We start from the raw sequence: 16,911 nt of genomic DNA, 5'->3' as shown, positions 1-16,911 counted from the left end.
TATTCAGCCGGTTCGTCGGCCCTGAGTGCTTCGAAGTACCTGGCAGCTCCTGTTGTGTTGGCATGCAGGCATTCGTCTCGAAGGAGTGTAGAGCATGAGTCGTGCCAGACCAGTTGACTCAAATTAACTGTTTGTTTTTAAACGTAATTAATCTTTTTTCTGATTTTTTCCACAGGCTGTTTATCCGGTTGGCCGAATTGACTGGTGAGTCTTGTTCGGAAAACCGAATGCATTCCGGCCTCTCCATGTCTTGTGAGAGCGAGCCTGCTCGCGATAGCGGTCTGCCTGGCGAGACTTATGTTGAAGTTGATGGCCTCATCGCGAGCAGGCTCGCTCCCACAGAGGGCGGCGGTGTATGCCAGATAGCAAAAAGCCCCTGAATCGCCAGATTCAGGGGCTTTCGTATAAGCGGTTAACCGATCAGGCCGCTTCGATCTTGCGACGGTTGTGCTCCACCTTGTCCAGGTATTGCTGCAGCTTCTGCTGTTCGGCCGCGGTGGTGAACAAGCCAAGTTTGCTGCGGCGCCACAGGATATCGTGGGCATCGATGGCCCATTCATCGCTGCACAGGTAGTCGACTTCCCGGGTGTAGAGGCCCGCTCCGATGTATTCGCCCATGTCACCGAGGTTGTGCACGCCTTCAAGCATGCGCCAGGTGCGGCTGCCATAGGTGGTGGCCCAGCGACGGGCAAGCTCGGTCGGCACCCAGTCGAATTTGTCACGAATCGCCGAGCACAGCGCTTGCGGGGTGGTCATGTTTTCGCCGCCGGGGAGGGTAGCCACGGCAGTCCAGCTGGGGCGCATCTGGGTAAAATACGGGGCCAACTGCGCCATGGCCGACTCGGCCAGTTTGCGGTAGGTGGTCAGCTTGCCGCCGAACACCGACAGCAGCGGGGCTTCGTCCGCACTGCCCGACAGCGCCAGGGTGTAGTCCCGGGTGACGGCCGATGGGTTGTCGGATTCATCGTTGCACAACGGCCGAACACCGGAATAGCTGTGCAGGATATCGTCGCGGCTGATCTGCTTCTTGAAGTGCGCGTTGACCACTTTGAGCAAATAATCGGTTTCGCCCTCGGTGATCGCCACTTTGGCCGGGTCGCCGGTGTATTCGCGGTCGGTCGTGCCGATCAAGGTGAACTGGTTCAGATACGGAATGGTGAAGACGATGCGCTGGTCTTCGTTCTGAAGAATGTGCGCGTGCTCGCCTTCGTAGAGTTTCGGCACGATCAGGTGGCTGCCCTGGATCAGACGAATGCCGTAAGGCGACTCCAGCTTCAGGTCGTCGCGAATGAACTTGGCAACCCAAGGACCGGCCGCGTTGACCAGCGCCTTGGCGCGGATCGAAAACAGGCTGCCGTCGGCGCGTTCCAGATGCAAATGCCACAAGCCTTTACTGCGACGGGCGTTCACGCAACGTGTGCGAGTGTGGACATGGGCGCCTTTTTCCCGGGCGGCCATGGCGTTGAGCACCACCAGGCGCGCATCGTCGACCCAGCAGTCGGAGTATTCAAAGCCTTTGGTAATCTCGCTTTTCAGCGCGCTGTCGGCGCCGAATTTCAGGCTTTTGGAACCGGCAAGTTGTTCGCGCTTGCCCAGGTGATCGTAGAGGAACAGGCCGGCGCGAATCATCCAGGCGGGGCGCAAGTGCGGACGGTGGGGCAAGACGAAGCGCATCTGCTTGACGATGTGCGGAGCCTTGGTCAACAGCACTTCGCGCTCGGCCAGCGCTTCGCGCACCAGACGGAATTCGTAATGTTCGAGGTAGCGCAGGCCGCCATGGATCAGCTTGCTGCTGGCCGAGGAGGTGTGGCTGGCCAGGTCATCCTTTTCGCAAAGGAACACCGAGAGGCCGCGACCCGCTGCGTCTGCGGCAATCCCTACGCCGTTGATCCCGCCGCCAATGACGGCGACGTCGTAAACCTCAGCGAGAGGGGGCGTAGGCAAGGTAGAAGTGGGCATCGGCTGGCCTCGGGCTTTTTTTCGAAATATTTGAATTCGAACATTAATGTTCATTTGCGAAAATACTAGCCCATAAACTCGGCAACAGCCAGCAGACTTCGATTGAAAATACTGATCAAAGGAAGCTGAAAGGAAAATTTTCGAACATGAAGCGGGTCGCTGATATGGTCGGAGATGCTTTTGTGGCGAGGGGATTTATCCCCGCTGGGCTCACAGCAGCCCTAAAGCCAGGCGACTCGGTATATGAGGCAAATTGAGTTGACTGTATTGGGGCTGCTGCGCAGCCCAAGCGGGGATAAATCCCCTCGCCACAGGGTTTCGGGGGGAGCTCAGACCACTTCCAACCGAATCTTGTGCTGGCTCAGCAATTGCGCCAGGGCCGGCACGGGTTGCTGATCGGTCACCAGGCAATCGATCAGGCTGATCGGTCCCAGCCTGACCATGGCGTTGCGCCCGAATTTGCTGGAGTCCGCTGCCAGCAGCACCTGCCGGGCGTTGGCGATGATCGCCTGGGAGACCCGCACTTCCTGGTAGTCAAAATCCAGCAGGCTGCCGTCTTCATCGATCCCGCTGATGCCCACCAGGGCGAAGTCGACCTTGAACTGGTTGATGAAGTCGACGCTGGCCTGGCCTACCACGCCTCCGTCGCGTCTGACATTTCCCCCCGCGATCAGGACTTCGAAGTCGTCCTTGGCGCTGAGGATCGAAGCTACGTGCAGATTGTTGGTGATGACCTTCAGGTGGTTGTGATTGAGCAGCGCCCGGGCGATGGATTCGGTGGTGGTGCCGATGTTGATGAACAGCGAGGCATGGTCAGGGATCTGGGCGGCAATGGCTTCGGCGATGCGTTGCTTCTCGTCGCGCATCTGATCGGCGCGCATGGCGTAGGCGGTGTTTTCAACGCTCGAATCATAGGCCGCGCCGCCGTGGTAGCGACGCAGCAGGTTCAGTTCCGCCAATTGATTGATGTCGCGGCGGATGGTCTGCGGGGTGACAACGAATAGCTGCGCCATTTCCTCGATGCTGACGTAGCCGCGTTCGCGGACCAGTTCGAGGATTTGCTGCTGACGGGGAGGCAGATTCATGGGGCTTCCTTTGGGCTGCCATACAAAATTTGCCCATGATGCCGCAGGAATCCCCTCCCGACCAGTTTCACGACCCTCGTCGTACCCAGCTTCGGCTTATTCAGCGTCTTCGTGAGGTTCCCAGTCGCGGGTGCGGCTGACCGCTTTCTGCCACCCGGCGTAGAGTTTTTCCTTGGCCTGCTCGTCCAGTTGCGGTTCGAATTCGCGCTCGATCACGGCCTTGCCGCGCAGTTCTTCCAGGCTGCCCCAGAAACCACACGCCAGGCCGGCCAGATACGCGGCGCCCAAAGCCGTGGTTTCCCGCATTTTAGGGCGTTCGACCCGGGTGCCGAGAATGTCCGCCTGGAACTGCATCAGGAAGTTGTTCGCTACCGCGCCGCCGTCCACGCGCAGGGCCTTGAGGCGTTCGCCCGAATCCTGTTGCATGGCGTCGAGTACGTCGCGGGTCTGGTAGGCAATCGACTCCAGCGCTGCACGAATGATGTGGTCGACCCGCACGCCGCGGGTCAGGCCGAACAGCGCGCCACGGGCATAGGGGTCCCAGTAGGGGGCGCCCAGGCCGGTGAAGGCCGGCACCAGGTACACGCCGTTGCTGTCCTTGACCTTGTTGGCGAAGTATTCGGTGTCGAGAGCGTCATTGATGATTTTCAACTCATCGCGCAGCCACTGCACGGTGGAGCCGCCGTTGAATACCGCGCCTTCCAGAGCATAGGCCACTTCGCCGCGGGGACCGCAGGCGATGGTGGTGAGCATGCCATGATTGGATTTGACGGCTTTGTCGCCGGTGTTCATCAACAGGAAGCAGCCGGTGCCATAGGTGTTTTTCGCCTGGCCTGGCTCCACGCACATCTGGCCGAACAGGGCGGCCTGCTGGTCGCCGGCGATGCCACCGATGGCGATGCCGCTCTTGGTGCGGCCATAGACTTCCGAGGACGACTTCACTTGCGGCAACATTTCGCGAGGGATGTCGAGAATTTCGAGCATCTTCGCGTCCCACTCCAGCGAGTGAATATTGAAGAGCATGGTGCGCGAGGCGTTGGTGTAGTCGGTGACGTGGACTTTGCCGCCGGTAAATTTCCAGATCAGCCAGCTGTCCACGGTGCCAAACAGCAGTTCGCCGTTACGTGCGCGTTCGCGGCTGCCTTCGACGTTGTCCAGGATCCACTTGAGCTTGGTGCCGGAGAAATACGGGTCGGTGACCAGGCCGGTGGTTTCGCTGATGTACGGTTCGTGGCCGTCACGCTTGAGTTGCTGGCAGATCTCGGTGCTACGTCGGCACTGCCAGACAATGGCGTTATAGATCGGCCGGCCGGTGGTCTTGTCCCAGACCACGGTGGTTTCGCGCTGGTTGGTGATGCCGATCGCGGCGACCTGGTCATGATGCAGGCCAGCCTGGGCCAAGGCTTCGACCATCACCGCGCTCTGGGTGGCGAAGATTTCCATCGGGTCGTGTTCGACCCAGCCGGCCTGGGGGTAATGCTGGGCGAATTCGCGCTGGGCGGTGCAGACCACATTGGCGTCGCGGTCGAAAATGATCGCCCGCGAGCTGGTCGTACCCTGGTCGAGGGCAATGATGTAGTTCTTGTTCTGAATGTCGGTCATGTCGATTGCCTTGGGACGTGAATAAGGGGTGAGGCCTGGCGCACGCTTGAGCGGGCAGAGTGTGCGCCGATTGTTTCAGGATGTTCTGGGTTTGCCGTCAATGGCCGGTTTTGCATCCTTTGTAACAGCCACGGCGCTGGGCAGATGGCGGGCAATCAACCCGCGATAGGCCGCAGCGCCCAGGCATGCACCCACGATCGGTGCAAAAATCGGAACCAGGAAATACGGGATGTCGCGTCCACCCGTGAGGGAAATTTCACCCCACCCGGTGAAGAAAGTCATCAGTTTAGGGCCGAAGTCCCGCGCCGGGTTCATCGCGAAGCCCGTCAGTGGCCCCATCGAGCTGCCAATCACCGCGATCAGCAGGCCGATCAGCAGTGGCGCCAGCGGGCCGCGGGGCAGGCCATTGTTGTCATCGGTCAGGGACATGATCACGCCCATCAGAATGGCGGTGATGATCACCTCCACCAGAAAGGCCTGGCCAGTGGACAGCGCCGGGTGTGGATAAGTGGAAAACACCGAGGCCAGTTCAAGGCTGGCTTCTGAGCCACGAATCATTTCCCGGGACTGTTCGAAATCGAAGAATAGATTGCTGTACAGCGTGTAGACCAGCAGCGCGCCACAAAAGGCGCCGGCCACCTGGCAAATAATGTAGAAGGGTAACTTACGCTTTTCAAAGTCGGTGAAAATACACAGCGCGATGCTGACGGCGGGGTTCAGGTGTGCGCCGGAAACGCCGGCGCTGAGGTAGATCGCCATGCTGACACCGACACCCCAGATGATACTGATTTCCCACAGACCGAAACTCGCACCCGCGACCTTGAGCGCTGCAACGCAGCCAGTGCCGAAGAAAATCAGCAGGGCAGTTCCCAGGAATTCGGCCAGGCATTGGCTGGAGAGGGGTGGCTGTTGTAAAGCAATTGTCATTCAAACCTCGGTTTTTGTTGTTGTCTGGCGCGTCAGGTAAAGCCCTGTCGCGCGTTCAGCGCCGAGGCAGGATCCTCATCCTGAACTCGGGGTGTTGGTTGAGACCTGCGTTTCTGTTTTCAGTTTCGAAAAAATATAGACAAGAAACGCTGGTGTCAAAGGTCGAAAGTGAACCATTGGTCACATTTAAACTATTCGTGGTGTGAATGACTGTTTCGCTCACGCTAAGTCACTGGAGTTGGCAGCCCAGTTCCAGCGCCTTTTGGCCGACGATGACTTAGAATCCGGCCACGCTTATTCGAATTTCCTCAGGAGCGATCATGACCCCGGCATTGGATCTGCTTAAAAAGGTGCGCGCCGAGCATCGCATTCACAGTTATGAACACGATCCCAAGGCAGCCTCCTATGGTTTGGAAGCGGCAGAAAAGCTTGGACTGGATCCGGCGCAGGTCTTCAAGACGTTGTTGGCGGCCAGCGAAAAAAACGAGTTGTTGGTGGCGGTGGTGCCCGTGGTCGGCAGCCTGGATTTGAAAGCCCTGGCCCAAGCCGCCGGCGTAAAGAAAGTCGAGATGGCCGACCCCGCGGCCGCCCAGCGTTCGACCGGTTATCTGCTCGGCGGTATCAGTCCATTGGGGCAGAAAAAACGTCTTCGCACTTTTATCGACAGTTCTGCCCAGCCGTTCGCCAGCATCTTTGTCAGTGCCGGAAGGCGCGGGCTGGAGGTAGAGCTGGCGCCTGCGGTACTGGCCGAGCATACCGGGGCGGCGTTTGCGGATATCGGGCGTGCTTGAAACCGGCGCAGGGCGTGAGCAAGTACCGTTGTCATAATGGTGTCGGGCTTAGGCTTGGGTGGCTGCCGGGGCCTTCGTCCTGGGCTGTAGGGTGAAAATTCGTCGGATCTGTCACTGGAAAAGCAGTAGCTGGGCACTCATGCTCATGCATCAATAACAAGGAGAAGTGCCATGCAGCTTGCGTTTCATCAAGTCGATGCGTTCAGTGATCGGCCGTTTGGCGGCAATCCGGCGATGGTCTATCGGCTCGACGCCTGGCTGGCCGATGACTTGATGCAAAGGATCGCCGCCGAACATAACCTGGCTGAAACGGCCTTTCTGGTGCGTGAAGGCCAGCATTGGCATATCCGCTGGTTCACGCCCACCACTGAGGTACCGTTGTGCGGGCATGCCACCTTGGCCAGCGCCCATGTGCTGTTCGAGGTCTATCACGAAACCGTCGAGCGACTGGACTTCATCTGTCGATCCGGGGCGTTGAGCGTCACTCGCGAAGGTGATCGGCTATGGCTGGATTTTCCAGCCATCGTCCCTAGCGAGTTGGGTGCATCCCTTGTGGTCCAGGCTGCCCTGGGCGTGGAAGCGGTGGACGTGTTGAGCTCCAACGAACTGTTCGTCGTGCTGGAGTCGGAGCAGGCGGTGCTCGATTGCAAGCCGGACATGGCGGCCCTGGCGAAGCTGCCGTGGCCGGGCGCAATCGTGACTGCGCCGGGAAGCCGGCATGATTTTGTCTCGCGTTATTTCGCCCCGGCGATTGGCATCAATGAAGATCCGGTCACGGGCTCGACCCATTGCAGCCTGATTCCTTACTGGTCTCGGCGCTTGGGCAAGCTGGGGCTGACGGCTTATCAGTGCTCGGCCAGGGGCGGCGAACTGTTCTGCCGACTTGAGGGAGAGCGGGTGAAGATTGGCGGGAATGCGACGTTGGTGGCCAGTGGGACGTTGATGTTGGGGGGAGCCGGTAACCTCATCTCAAATCTCTGAGGTCAAAATGTGGGAGCGAGCCTGCTCGCGATAGCGTTGGTTCAGCTTGCATCGATGCTGAATATGCCTACGCCATCGCGAGCAGGCTCGCTCCCACAATTGCTTCTAGCTGGCAGTACTGTAGCGCCGCACGCCGCTTTCCACGGGGGGTATATGGGCCGCCGTGCTCCCTGACGCCTGGAACAGCACCAAGTGTTCAGCCGCTACGCGGATGCCGACGTGGTCCCCCACCAGATGGTCGGCATGGCTTGGGAAAATGGATTCCAGCTGCGCTCCGGTCGGCAATTGCAGGCGATACAGGGTTGAAGCCCCCAGGAACGTCTTGCCGACAATCCTGCCTGTGAGCGGACTGTCCGGTGCGTAGACGATATCGTCCGGGCGCAGCAGCACATCCACCGCACCACCGATGGGCCAGGTGTAGGCCCGATTGCCGCGCAGGATACCCAGCTCGGTTTGCACCGATTCCGGGCTGTCGAGCTGGCCGCGAATGAAGTAACCCTGGCCAATGAAGCTGGCGACAAATGGCGTCAGCGGTTCATGGTACAGATTGTAGGGCGTATCCCACTGTTCCAGCCGACCCTCCTTGAATACCCCGACATGGTCGCTCACCGCGAAGGCTTCTTCCTGATCGTGGGTTACCAGAATCGCGCTGGTGCCGCGGACCTTGAGAATGTCCCGCACTTCATGGCTGAGCTTGCGTCTGAGCTCACCATCGAGATTGGAGAACGGTTCGTCGAGCAGCAGCAATTGCGGTTCCGGCGCCAGGGCGCGAGCCAGGGCCACACGTTGTTGCTGACCCCCGGACAGTTCATGGGGAAAGCGCTTGCCCAAGCTCTTCAGGTTGACCAGCTCCAGCAGTTCCTCGACCACGCGGTCCTTGTCCGGATGCTTGCGAATGCCAAACGCAATGTTCTCCGCCACGCTCAGGTGAGGGAACAGCGCATAGTCCTGAAATACCATGCCGATGCGGCGTTTTTCCGGGGCGAGGGTGAAACCGGCGCGGGAGATGGTTTCCCCCGCCAGCTGGATCTCACCTTCCTGTACCGGTTCGAAACCGGCGATGGCTCGCAGCGTCGTGGTCTTGCCACACCCGGACGAGCCGAGCAGGCAACCGATATCCCCGGCATTGAGGTGCAGGTTGAGGTTCTGGACGACGCGCTGGTTTTGATAACCGCAAGTCAGGTTCTGCAGGTTCAGTAGCAGGGTATGGCTCATGCGTGGTGGTACGCCGGCTCGACCAGAAACTCGAGCAAGGCCTTTTGTGCGTGAAGGCGATTTTCTGCCTGATCCCATGCCACGGAGCGTGGATCGTCCAGCAGGTCGACGCTGATCTCCTCGCCGCGATGGGCCGGCAGGCAGTGCATGAACAGCACGTCAGCGTCCGCCAGGTCGAGCAGGGCGCGGTTGACCTGAAGTGGCGCGAACAGTTTCAGACGCTTGGCGGTTTCTTCTTCCTGGCCCATGGAGGTCCAGACATCAGTGCTCACCAGATGCGCGCCGGCCACGGCCTGTTTCGGATCACGGACGATGGTCACCCGGCTCCCGGCCTTGGCCACCAGTTCGGCACTGGGGTCGTAGCCTTCCGGGCAGGCGATGCGCAGTTGGAAGTCGAACTGGATCGCGGCTTCTATATAGCTGTTGCACATGTTGTTGCCATCGCCGACCCAGGCCACGGTCTTGCCCTGGATCGAGCCGCGGTGTTCGAGGAACGTCTGCATGTCGGCCAGCAACTGGCAGGGGTGCAAGTCATCGGACAGACCATTGATCACCGGTACGCGCGAGTGCGCCGCAAACTCAGTCAGCGTGCTGTGGGCGAAGGTACGGATCATCACCGCATCAAGCATGCTCGACATGACGATGGCGCAGTCGCCGATCGGTTCGCCACGGCCCAGCTGGGTGTCGCGGGGCGACAGGAAGATTGCCTGGCCGCCGAGCTGGATCATGCCGGCTTCGAAAGAAATACGGGTGCGGGTCGATGACTTCTCGAAGATCATCCCCAGCACACGGTTTTTCAGGGGCTCGAACAGTACGCCGCGATTACGCAGGTCCTTGAGCTCCACGCCTCGACGGATCACGCCGAGCAACTCGTCGGGCGTGAAATCCATCAGGGAGAGAAAGTGCCTTGCGCTCATGATTGACTACCTTTTGTCACTGATCGCAGATGCTCAAAGCCTTGTTTCATGAAAAAACGGGCGAGACCTGCGGCAAAAGCCGCACGGGGCGACGAAATAGGGGAAGGCGCGATCTTATAAGGAAATGTCGCGTCTTACCAATAGGGCTACAGTTTTAGGGGATTTCAGCGAGGTCATAGCAGGTTGGCGAAGACATGTATGAAGCCGGTTTCCTGACAGCAGCCACCCATTTGTACACCGGCCTTGCGCAGCTTGGCAATCAAACCGGGGTGTTATTGAATGATTTGGCCGGCCTGTTCCTGGGCGTGAATATTTCCTAATGCCAGGGCCTGGGTTATAAATGAACCTCAGACGCAGGAGCCCCGAAATGGATTCGAAAGAGCAACAACTGATGGAACTACTGGGGCTGACAGCGCGCTCCCTGACTCACCTGACCGCCTCGGTGACGTCCATGTCATTCGAGTTGCTGCGCAGCGATGACGAGGTGACCAAGGCAGCAGGTCGACGCATGATCGATCGCATGGCCACCATCAGCAGCGGGCTCGACGAGCATTGGCGATTGATCGGAGAGTTGACGGGCGTGCCCATTGCTCACGAGCAAGTGGAAACCATCGAGGAAATCCAGTTGCTGGCGCCGCCTTCCGAGCAGCCTTGAGCTCACTGCATCGGCGGGCCTGATGCACGGCAATTCACAGGACGAACGTCGCTGGCGCAGGGGTGGATCACGCGCCATAGTTTTGTTCCCGCGGCCGAAAGCGCCCGTTACGAATAAAATAGAGGCTGGCCATGACCAAGACTCTCCACCACCGTGCGTGCCATCTGTGCGAAGCCATCTGTGGCTTGACCCTTGAAACCACCGAGACCGAAGGCCAGGGCCTGGCGATCACGTCGATCAAGGGCGATCCACTGGACAGCTTCAGTCGCGGCCACATCTGCCCCAAGGCGGTAGCGCTGCAGGATATTCAGAACGATCCGGATCGCCTGCGCCAGCCCATGCGCCGGGTCGGTAGCGAGTGGCAGCCTATTGCCTGGGACGATGCCTTCGCGCTGGTGGCCGAACGTCTGGCGGGCATCCAGGAACGCCACGGTCAGAACGCGGTAGCGGTCTACCAGGGCAATCCCAGTGTGCATAACTATGGGCTGATGACCCACAGCAACTATTTTTTGGGCCTGCTGAAGACGCGCAGCCGATTTTCGGCGACTTCGGTGGACCAACTGCCTCACCACCTGACCAGTCACCTGATGTACGGTCACGGCCTGTTGTTGCCGATACCGGACATCGATCACACCGACTTCATGTTGATCCTGGGCGGCAACCCGCTGGCCTCCAATGGCAGCATCATGACCGTGCCGGACGTGGAAAAACGCCTCAAGGCGATCCAGGCCCGTGGCGGTAAAGTGGTGGTGGTCGATCCGCGTCGCAGCGAAACGGCGGCTATTGCCGACCAGCATGTGTTCGTGCGCCCGGGTGGCGATGCCGCTTTGCTGTCTGGTGTGCTCAATACCCTGTTCAGCGAGGGCTTGACCCGTGACAGTCACCTGCCGGTGGATGGCCTGGAAGACGTGCGCCAGGCCGTCGCGACCTTCACGGCTGAAGCGATGAGCCCGCTCTGTGCTGTGCCAGCTACGCAGATTCGGCAGTTGGCCCGGGACTTCGCTGCCGCGCCTTCAGCGGTCTGTTATGGGCGGATGGGCGTCTCGACCCAGGCGTTCGGCACGCTGTGCCACTGGCTGATTCAGCTGATCAACCTGGTGACCGGCAATCTTGACCGGGTCGGTGGGGCCCTGTGTACGGAGCCTGCGGTGGACCTGGTTGCGACCACCTCGGGAGGGCATTTCAATCGCTGGCAAAGCCGGGTGTCCGGGCGTCCCGAGTACGCGGGCGAGTTGCCGGTTTCGGCTCTGGCCGAGGAAATGCTCACCGAGGGCGAAGGCCAGATTCGTGCGCTGGTCACCGTGGCGGGCAACCCGGTGCTGTCCACTCCCAACGGACGGCAACTGGAGCAGGCGCTGGACGGGTTGGAGTTCATGGTCAGCGTCGATCTGTACATCAACGAAACCACGCGCTACGCCGACCTGATCCTGCCATCCACCTCGGCCCTGGAAAACGACCATTACGACACCACGTTCAACCTGTTCGCGGTGCGCAACGTGACCCGTTTCAACCGGGCGATCCTGCCCAAGCCCGAAGGGGCGCTGCACGACTGGGAAATTTTCGTCGGACTGGCCAAGGCTTTCGCTGCCAGAACCGGCAAGGAACTCAAGCCGACCATGCCGCCGGCGCAAATGATCGATTTCGGCCTTCGTGCCGGCGCCTATGGCGATGCCTCGCCGCATAAGCTGTCCCTGGCGACCTTGTTCGACCATCCCCATGGCATCGACCTGGGCGCCCTCAAGCCCAACCTGGCGCCACGCTTGAAAACCGAAAACCAGCGAGTGCAGGCTGCACCGGCGGTCATTCTTGCCGACCTCACGCGCTTTGCCGGGTTGCAGGCACCACAGGCGGATGAGTTGCTGATGATTGGCCGACGTCATGTGCGCAGCAATAACTCCTGGATGCACAATTTCCACCGCCTGGTGAAGGGCAAGCCGCGTCATCAATTGCTGATGCACCCGGAGGATCTGAGCAGTCGCGGGTTGAGCGACGGGCAGCGGGTGAAAGTCAGTTCGCGGGTGGGTATGCTTGAAGTCGAGGTGCAGGGTAGCCTGGACATGATGAAAGGCGTGGTCAGCCTGCCCCACGGTTGGGGCCATGCCCGGCCGGGCGTGCAGATGACCATTGCCAGCGCCCAACCCGGTTCGAGCGCCAATGACCTGACCGATGACTGTCAGCTGGATGAGTTGTCTGGCAATGCAGCGCTCAATGGGGTTCCGGTGAAGGTGGTGGCTGCGTGAATTTGTCTCTCGGGGAGACCGAGCAGCGTGCTCGGCTTTCCGTTACAATGCGCCACCGTGTCGACAACTGAAGTCGCAAAGTTTAAGCCGAGGTGCTCCGTGGATATCATCGAAACGATTAAAGACCAGATTGCCAACAACACCATCCTGCTTTACATGAAAGGCTCGCCGAATGCGCCACAGTGCGGCTTCTCGGCCAAGGCTGCTCAGGCTGTGATGGCGTGTGGCGAGAAGTTTGCCTACGTGGACATCCTGCAGAACCCGGAAATCCGCGCCAACCTGCCCAAGTACGCCAACTGGCCAACTTTCCCGCAACTGTGGGTGGCCGGTGAGCTGATCGGCGGTAGCGATATCATGACCGAGATGGCGGCCGACGGCTCTTTGCAGGCCACGATCAAGGCTGCTGCCGAAAAAGCGGCTGCGAACAAGACAGAAGCCTGATTCACGGACAAACAATGTGGGAGCGAGCCTGCTCGCGATGAGGGCGTGTCAGTCAACGTGTTGTGACTGATAGACCGCTATCGCGAGCAGGCTCGCTCCCACAAAGGTTTTGCGCTGTGGCCTGGAAATCCAGGCAATAAAAAGCCCCGCCTCTGGAAAGAGGGCGGGGCTTTTTATTGGCTTGCTTTTGGGGAAGTTACTCTTCGCCCATCTGCGATTGCAGGTAGTTCTCAAGACCCACTTTGTCGATCAGGCCCAGTTGGGTTTCCAGCCAGTCGATGTGTTCTTCCTCGGACTCGAGGATGTCTTCAAGCAGTTCGCGGCTGCCGAAGTCGCCAACGCTCTCGCAATGGGCGATGGCGACTTTCAGGTCGGCGTGGCCGGCACGCTCGATCGTCAGATCGCACTTGAGCATTTCCTGAGTGTGTTCGCCGATGTGCAGCTTGCCCAGGTCCTGGACGTTCGGTAGACCTTCGAGGAACAGGATGCGCTTGATCAGCTTGTCCGCGTGTTTCATCTCGTCGATGGACTCGTGGTACTCGTGCTTGCCCAGCTTGTTCAGGCCCCAATCCTCATACATGCGCGCATGCAGGAAGTATTGGTTGATCGCGACCAGCTCATTGGCGAGGATCTTGTTGAGATGCTGGATGACTGTAACGTCGCCTTTCATGGTGAGGGCCTGCCCTGTAATAGCTGTGTATAGGGCTGAGTTTGAGCCGCGCACTGACGAGTGTCAAACCTAAGTTATTGAATAATAAATGAAAATTAATCGGAATAAGAATGTTTGTGTTCCGCGTCTAGAGGCTAAGCGCTTGATTTAAAGGCATAAAAAAACCGGACATTGAGCCCGGTTCTTCAAGAAGCTGGATTTAAGCGGCAGTAAATTCTACCGGATAGGGAATCGAGGCCTGGGCCGTTTGCATTTTGGCAAGGGTTTCGCGAACCACTTCCTTGGCCAGGCACGCACATTTGCCGCATTGGCTGGCTACGCCGGTGGCTTGGCGGACTTCGCGGTAGCTGCAGCAGCCTTCATAGATCGCTTCGCGGATTTGTCCGTCGGTGACGCCAGTGCAGAGGCAAACATACATAAGTAAGAACCGTCGCTGGTTGTGACTCAATTGAGACGGATCTTAATGTTAACGAGAATGATTGTCAAAGTGGTTTCTGAAACCCTTGGGCCAGAGCTGACGAACGGTTTTTTATCCAGGGCCAATGAGGGGGCATGCCAAGGGAAAGGATTTTTGGACTCGCCGAAAAACCGTTGAAGACAGTCCAAATTCGCGGTGTATGATGATCGGCCCTTGCAAGCGGGTTCGTGTCACAGGGCTGTCGCCTGAGGGTGGCAGGCTGGCCCGGACCTTGTTTTCACGTTATTCACCAGGAGATATCCAATGAGCGTACTCGTAGGCAAACAAGCCCCTGACTTCACCGTCCCGGCCGTGCTCGGCAACGGCGAAATCGTCGACAGCTTCACCCTGTCCTCGGCCATCAAAGGCAAATACGGCCTGGTGTTCTTCTACCCGCTGGACTTCACCTTCGTCTGCCCATCCGAGCTGATCGCGCTGGATCACCGCATGGACGACTTCAAGGCCCGCAACGTTGAAGTGGTTGCCGTTTCGATCGACTCGCACTTCACCCACAACGCCTGGCGCAACACGGCTATCAACGCTGGTGGTATCGGCCAGGTGAAATACACCATGGCTGCCGATATGAAGCACGAAATCGCCAAGGCCTATGACGTTGAGTCCGAAGGCGGCGTGGCCTTCCGTGGCGCGTTCCTGATCGACGACAAGGGCGTTGTCCGTTCGCAGATCATCAACGACCTGCCACTGGGCCGTAACATGGAAGAGCTGATCCGTCTGGTCGACGCGCTGCAATTCCACGAAGAGCACGGCGAAGTGTGCCCAGCCAACTGGAAAAAAGGCGACAAGGGCATGACCGCATCCCCTGAAGGCGTTGCCGCCTACCTGGGCGAGCACAGCGACAAGCTGTAAGCGCAACAGGCACAAAAAAACCGGCCCTCGATGGGCCGGTTTTTTTATGGGGAAGGATTTATCCCAATTGTTTAAAAACACCAGAAACAGCTGTGGGAGCAAAGCTTGCTCGCGATACAGGCGCCTCGGTATCTCTGGGATACCGTGTCGTTTTCATCGCGGGCAAGCCTTGCTCGCACCGTCCTGATGCTTACTCAGCACATCAGTCGTCGAAATCCTGCCAGCCACCCATTTCTTTCCAGCGATTGACGATGCCACAGAACAGCTCGGCGGTCTTCTCGGTGTCGTAGCGGGCCGAGTGGGCTTCACGGCCATCAAAGTCGATGTCGGCCGCCTGGCAGGCCTTGGCCAACACGGTCTGGCCGTACGCCAGGCCGGCAAGCGTCGCGGTGTCGAAGCTGGAAAACGGATGGAACGGGTTGCGCTTCATATCCAGGCGCGCCACCGCGGCATTGAGAAAGCCCAGGTCGAAGCTGCTGTTATGGCCGACCAGGATCGCCCGTTTGCAGCCGTTGGCCTTCAAAGCCTTGCGCACGCCTCGGAAAATGTCCGTCAGGGCCGTCTCTTCACTCACCGCCATGCGCAATGGGTGATCAAGCTTGATCCCGGTGAACTCCAGGGCTGCCGCCTCGATGTTGGCGCCTTCGAACGGTTCGACGCGGAAGAAATAGGTGTGATCAGGGAACACAAAACCTTTTTCGTCCATGCCAATGGTGGTCGCAGCGATTTCCAGCAGCGCATCGGTGGCGGAGTTGAAACCGCCGGTTTCTACGTCGACCACGACCGGCAGGTAGCCCCGGAAGCGGGCTGCCATGGGGTGACGGGCAGCGCCCGAACCACCGTTGCCGTCCAGCTCGTCGTCGAAATGATCTTCACTCACACACTTTCCTCCAGCAGGCGCCAGCGCAGTTTTTCACCGGCGCGCAGCGGGATAACAGTCAGCTCGCCAAAAGGCAGGCTGGCGGGGGCGGTCCACTCGTCGCGAACCAGGGTAATACGATCGGTGTTCACCGGCAGGCCATAGAAGCGCGGGCCGTGGAGGCTGGCGAAGCCTTCGAGTTTGTCCAGCGCATTGCGCTGCTCGAACGCCTCGGCATACATCTCGATGGCGGCATAGGCGGTGTAGCAGCCAGCGCAACCGCAGGCCGCTTCCTTGGCGTGCCGGGCATGGGGCGCCGAGTCCGTGCCGAGGAAGAACTTGGCGCTGCCGCTGGTGGCAGCGTCGAGCAAGGCTTCTTGATGGGTGTTGCGCTTGAGGATCGGCAGGCAATAGAAGTGCGGCCGGATCCCGCCCACCAGCATATGGTTGCGGTTGTACAGCAGGTGATGCGCGGTAATGGTCGCGCCAACGTTCGCCGGGGCTTCGTTGACGAACTGCACGGCATCACCGGTGGTGATGTGTTCGAACACCACCTTGAGCGTCGGGAAGCGCTCCACGACACGACGCATGTGCTCATCGATGAAGATTTTTTCGCGGTCGAACACGTCGACCACGAGTGACTTCACCGTGGATCAGCAACGGCATCCCGACTTCGGCCATGGCCTCCAGCGCCGGGAAAATCTTGTCGATGCTGGTGACGCCGGAGTCCGAGTTGGTGGTGGCGCCGGCGGGGGGTACAGCTTGGCGGCATGGACGAAGCCGCTGGCCTTGGCCTCGCGTATTTCTTCGGGCTGCGTACGGTCGGTGAGGTAAAGCACCATCAGCGGTTCGAAACGGCTGCCGGCCGGGCGTGCGGCCAGGATTCGCTGGCGATAGCCGTCGGCCTCGATGGCGTTGCGCACTGGCGGAACCAGGTTCGGCATGATGATTGCGCGCCCGAAGGTGCGCGCGACATCGGCGACGGTATGGGTCAACACAGCACCATCGCGAAGATGAATATGCCAGTCGTCGGGACGCAGCAGGGTCAGGCGGTCGGACATTGGGGGGCTTCCAGGCGGGTCAAACTCTGGGGAATGCTACCGGAAAAGACCGATTCAGGCACCCGCTATCAAGTTCTGGCGCAAGTTACCGATAGCTCCTACAGGTGTGCCACGAATCCGTAAGGCGCCCCGGACAGGCGTCATACTCTCAACGTGTGTCGATCTTTGTATAAAAGCCATTGGA

At 59.4% G+C, this 16,911-nt stretch carries 16 protein-coding genes and 1 pseudogene; 7 read left to right on the top strand and 10 right to left on the bottom strand.

The annotated features are described in order from the left end of the window. Nucleotides 1-420: 420 nt before the first annotated feature. From glpD to PSH91_RS20735, 4 genes are all read right to left on the bottom strand, one after another. The gene (glpD, locus tag PSH91_RS20750) at nt 421-1,959 is read right to left on the bottom strand and encodes a glycerol-3-phosphate dehydrogenase (RefSeq protein ID WP_173406630.1); all 1,539 of its coding nucleotides are present in this window, start codon (nt 1,957-1,959) and stop codon (nt 421-423) included. A 329-nt stretch (nt 1,960-2,288) separates the two neighbouring features. Then, nucleotides 2,289-3,044, bottom strand: a complete 756-nt coding sequence (locus PSH91_RS20745; protein WP_047227030.1) for a DeoR/GlpR family transcriptional regulator — start codon at nt 3,042-3,044, stop codon at nt 2,289-2,291. 96 nt (nt 3,045-3,140) lie between these two features. Then, nucleotides 3,141-4,646 (bottom strand): glycerol kinase GlpK, encoded by a 1,506-nt coding sequence (gene glpK / locus PSH91_RS20740; RefSeq protein WP_047227029.1) that lies wholly within the window; start codon nt 4,644-4,646, stop codon nt 3,141-3,143. Between the two features lie 75 nt (nt 4,647-4,721). Then, the gene (locus PSH91_RS20735; protein WP_305466638.1) at nt 4,722-5,573 is read right to left on the bottom strand and encodes an MIP/aquaporin family protein; all 852 of its coding nucleotides are present in this window, start codon (nt 5,571-5,573) and stop codon (nt 4,722-4,724) included. A 320-nt stretch (nt 5,574-5,893) separates the two neighbouring features. Between PSH91_RS20735 and ybaK the strand changes: the two genes are divergently transcribed. Continuing rightward, nucleotides 5,894-6,364 carry a Cys-tRNA(Pro) deacylase gene (gene ybaK / locus PSH91_RS20730; protein ID WP_305466636.1) on the top strand — a complete coding sequence of 157 codons (471 nt, stop codon included), beginning with the start codon at nt 5,894-5,896 and terminating at the stop codon, nt 6,362-6,364. A 171-nt stretch (nt 6,365-6,535) separates the two neighbouring features. After that, nucleotides 6,536-7,345 carry a PhzF family phenazine biosynthesis protein gene (locus tag PSH91_RS20725; RefSeq protein WP_047227026.1) on the top strand — a complete coding sequence of 270 codons (810 nt, stop codon included), beginning with the start codon at nt 6,536-6,538 and terminating at the stop codon, nt 7,343-7,345. Between the two features lie 105 nt (nt 7,346-7,450). On the opposite strand, the gene PSH91_RS20720 is transcribed toward PSH91_RS20725, so the two are convergent. Beyond that, nucleotides 7,451-8,560, bottom strand: coding sequence for an ABC transporter ATP-binding protein (locus tag PSH91_RS20720; RefSeq protein ID WP_305466634.1), 1,110 nt, complete (start codon nt 8,558-8,560; stop codon nt 7,451-7,453). Next, nucleotides 8,557-9,477 carry an ornithine carbamoyltransferase gene (gene argF / locus PSH91_RS20715; protein ID WP_047227024.1) on the bottom strand — a complete coding sequence of 307 codons (921 nt, stop codon included), beginning with the start codon at nt 9,475-9,477 and terminating at the stop codon, nt 8,557-8,559. Before argF ends, PSH91_RS20720 begins: the two co-directional genes overlap by 4 nt. Before the next feature lie 194 nt (nt 9,478-9,671). Between argF and PSH91_RS20710 the strand changes: the two genes are divergently transcribed. The 4 genes from PSH91_RS20710 (at nt 9,672) to grxD (ending at nt 12,813) form a co-directional block, all read left to right on the top strand. Next, nucleotides 9,672-9,797, top strand: a complete 126-nt coding sequence (locus PSH91_RS20710) for a hypothetical protein (protein ID WP_305466632.1) — start codon at nt 9,672-9,674, stop codon at nt 9,795-9,797. A gap of 47 nt (nt 9,798-9,844) precedes the next feature. Beyond that, nucleotides 9,845-10,132: a hypothetical protein gene (locus tag PSH91_RS20705; RefSeq protein WP_047227023.1), complete on the top strand. Its 288-nt coding sequence runs from the start codon at nt 9,845-9,847 to the stop codon at nt 10,130-10,132. A gap of 131 nt (nt 10,133-10,263) precedes the next feature. Further along, nucleotides 10,264-12,372 carry a molybdopterin oxidoreductase family protein gene (locus PSH91_RS20700; protein ID WP_076383710.1) on the top strand — a complete coding sequence of 703 codons (2,109 nt, stop codon included), beginning with the start codon at nt 10,264-10,266 and terminating at the stop codon, nt 12,370-12,372. A gap of 99 nt (nt 12,373-12,471) precedes the next feature. Next, on the top strand, nt 12,472-12,813 hold the full coding sequence (grxD, locus tag PSH91_RS20695) for a Grx4 family monothiol glutaredoxin (protein WP_047227021.1): 342 nt from the start codon (nt 12,472-12,474) through the stop codon (nt 12,811-12,813). Between the two features lie 196 nt (nt 12,814-13,009). On the opposite strand, the gene bfr is transcribed toward grxD, so the two are convergent. Then, nucleotides 13,010-13,483: a bacterioferritin gene (bfr, locus tag PSH91_RS20690; protein WP_047227020.1), complete on the bottom strand. Its 474-nt coding sequence runs from the start codon at nt 13,481-13,483 to the stop codon at nt 13,010-13,012. 199 nt (nt 13,484-13,682) lie between these two features. After that, nucleotides 13,683-13,901, bottom strand: a complete 219-nt coding sequence (locus tag PSH91_RS20685) for a bacterioferritin-associated ferredoxin (RefSeq protein WP_047227019.1) — start codon at nt 13,899-13,901, stop codon at nt 13,683-13,685. Nucleotides 13,902-14,204: 303 nt separating this feature from the next. On the opposite strand from PSH91_RS20685, the gene PSH91_RS20680 reads away from it, so the two are divergent. Then, entirely contained in the window at nt 14,205-14,807 is a 603-nt protein-coding gene (locus PSH91_RS20680; protein ID WP_047227018.1) for a peroxiredoxin, read from the top strand. A gap of 202 nt (nt 14,808-15,009) precedes the next feature. On the opposite strand, the gene rnt is transcribed toward PSH91_RS20680, so the two are convergent. Both rnt and pyrC read right to left on the bottom strand, forming a co-directional pair. Beyond that, nucleotides 15,010-15,687: a ribonuclease T gene (gene rnt, locus PSH91_RS20675; protein ID WP_047227017.1), complete on the bottom strand. Its 678-nt coding sequence runs from the start codon at nt 15,685-15,687 to the stop codon at nt 15,010-15,012. Then, nucleotides 15,684-16,727, bottom strand: a pseudogene (gene pyrC / locus PSH91_RS20670) (dihydroorotase). The gene rnt and the pseudogene pyrC overlap by 4 nt, the downstream one beginning before the upstream one ends. Between the last annotated feature and the right edge of the window lie 184 nt (nt 16,728-16,911).

This window comes from Pseudomonas sp. FP1154 (assembly GCF_030687245.1).
Classification (GTDB): domain Bacteria; phylum Pseudomonadota; class Gammaproteobacteria; order Pseudomonadales; family Pseudomonadaceae; genus Aquipseudomonas; species Aquipseudomonas rhizophila.
Note: the sequence above shows the minus strand (reverse complement) of the source record. Positions and strands in the feature narration are given on the sequence as shown.

What these genes read in the sequence shown, in the direction of transcription:
- glpD (WP_173406630.1), bottom strand. Translation starts at nt 1,959, where the DNA reads ATGCCCACTTCTACCTTGCCTACGCCCCCTCTCGCTGAGGTTTACGAC.
- PSH91_RS20745 (WP_047227030.1), bottom strand. Translation starts at nt 3,044, where the DNA reads ATGAATCTGCCTCCCCGTCAGCAGCAAATCCTCGAACTGGTCCGCGAA.
- glpK (WP_047227029.1), bottom strand. Translation starts at nt 4,646, where the DNA reads ATGACCGACATTCAGAACAAGAACTACATCATTGCCCTCGACCAGGGT.
- PSH91_RS20735 (WP_305466638.1), bottom strand. Translation starts at nt 5,573, where the DNA reads ATGACAATTGCTTTACAACAGCCACCCCTCTCCAGCCAATGCCTGGCC.
- ybaK (WP_305466636.1), top strand. Translation starts at nt 5,894, where the DNA reads ATGACCCCGGCATTGGATCTGCTTAAAAAGGTGCGCGCCGAGCATCGC.
- PSH91_RS20725 (WP_047227026.1), top strand. Translation starts at nt 6,536, where the DNA reads ATGCAGCTTGCGTTTCATCAAGTCGATGCGTTCAGTGATCGGCCGTTT.
- PSH91_RS20720 (WP_305466634.1), bottom strand. Translation starts at nt 8,560, where the DNA reads ATGAGCCATACCCTGCTACTGAACCTGCAGAACCTGACTTGCGGTTAT.
- argF (WP_047227024.1), bottom strand. Translation starts at nt 9,477, where the DNA reads ATGAGCGCAAGGCACTTTCTCTCCCTGATGGATTTCACGCCCGACGAG.
- PSH91_RS20710 (WP_305466632.1), top strand. Translation starts at nt 9,672, where the DNA reads ATGTATGAAGCCGGTTTCCTGACAGCAGCCACCCATTTGTACACCGGC.
- PSH91_RS20705 (WP_047227023.1), top strand. Translation starts at nt 9,845, where the DNA reads ATGGATTCGAAAGAGCAACAACTGATGGAACTACTGGGGCTGACAGCG.
- PSH91_RS20700 (WP_076383710.1), top strand. Translation starts at nt 10,264, where the DNA reads ATGACCAAGACTCTCCACCACCGTGCGTGCCATCTGTGCGAAGCCATC.
- bfr (WP_047227020.1), bottom strand. Translation starts at nt 13,483, where the DNA reads ATGAAAGGCGACGTTACAGTCATCCAGCATCTCAACAAGATCCTCGCC.
- PSH91_RS20685 (WP_047227019.1), bottom strand. Translation starts at nt 13,901, where the DNA reads ATGTATGTTTGCCTCTGCACTGGCGTCACCGACGGACAAATCCGCGAA.
- PSH91_RS20680 (WP_047227018.1), top strand. Translation starts at nt 14,205, where the DNA reads ATGAGCGTACTCGTAGGCAAACAAGCCCCTGACTTCACCGTCCCGGCC.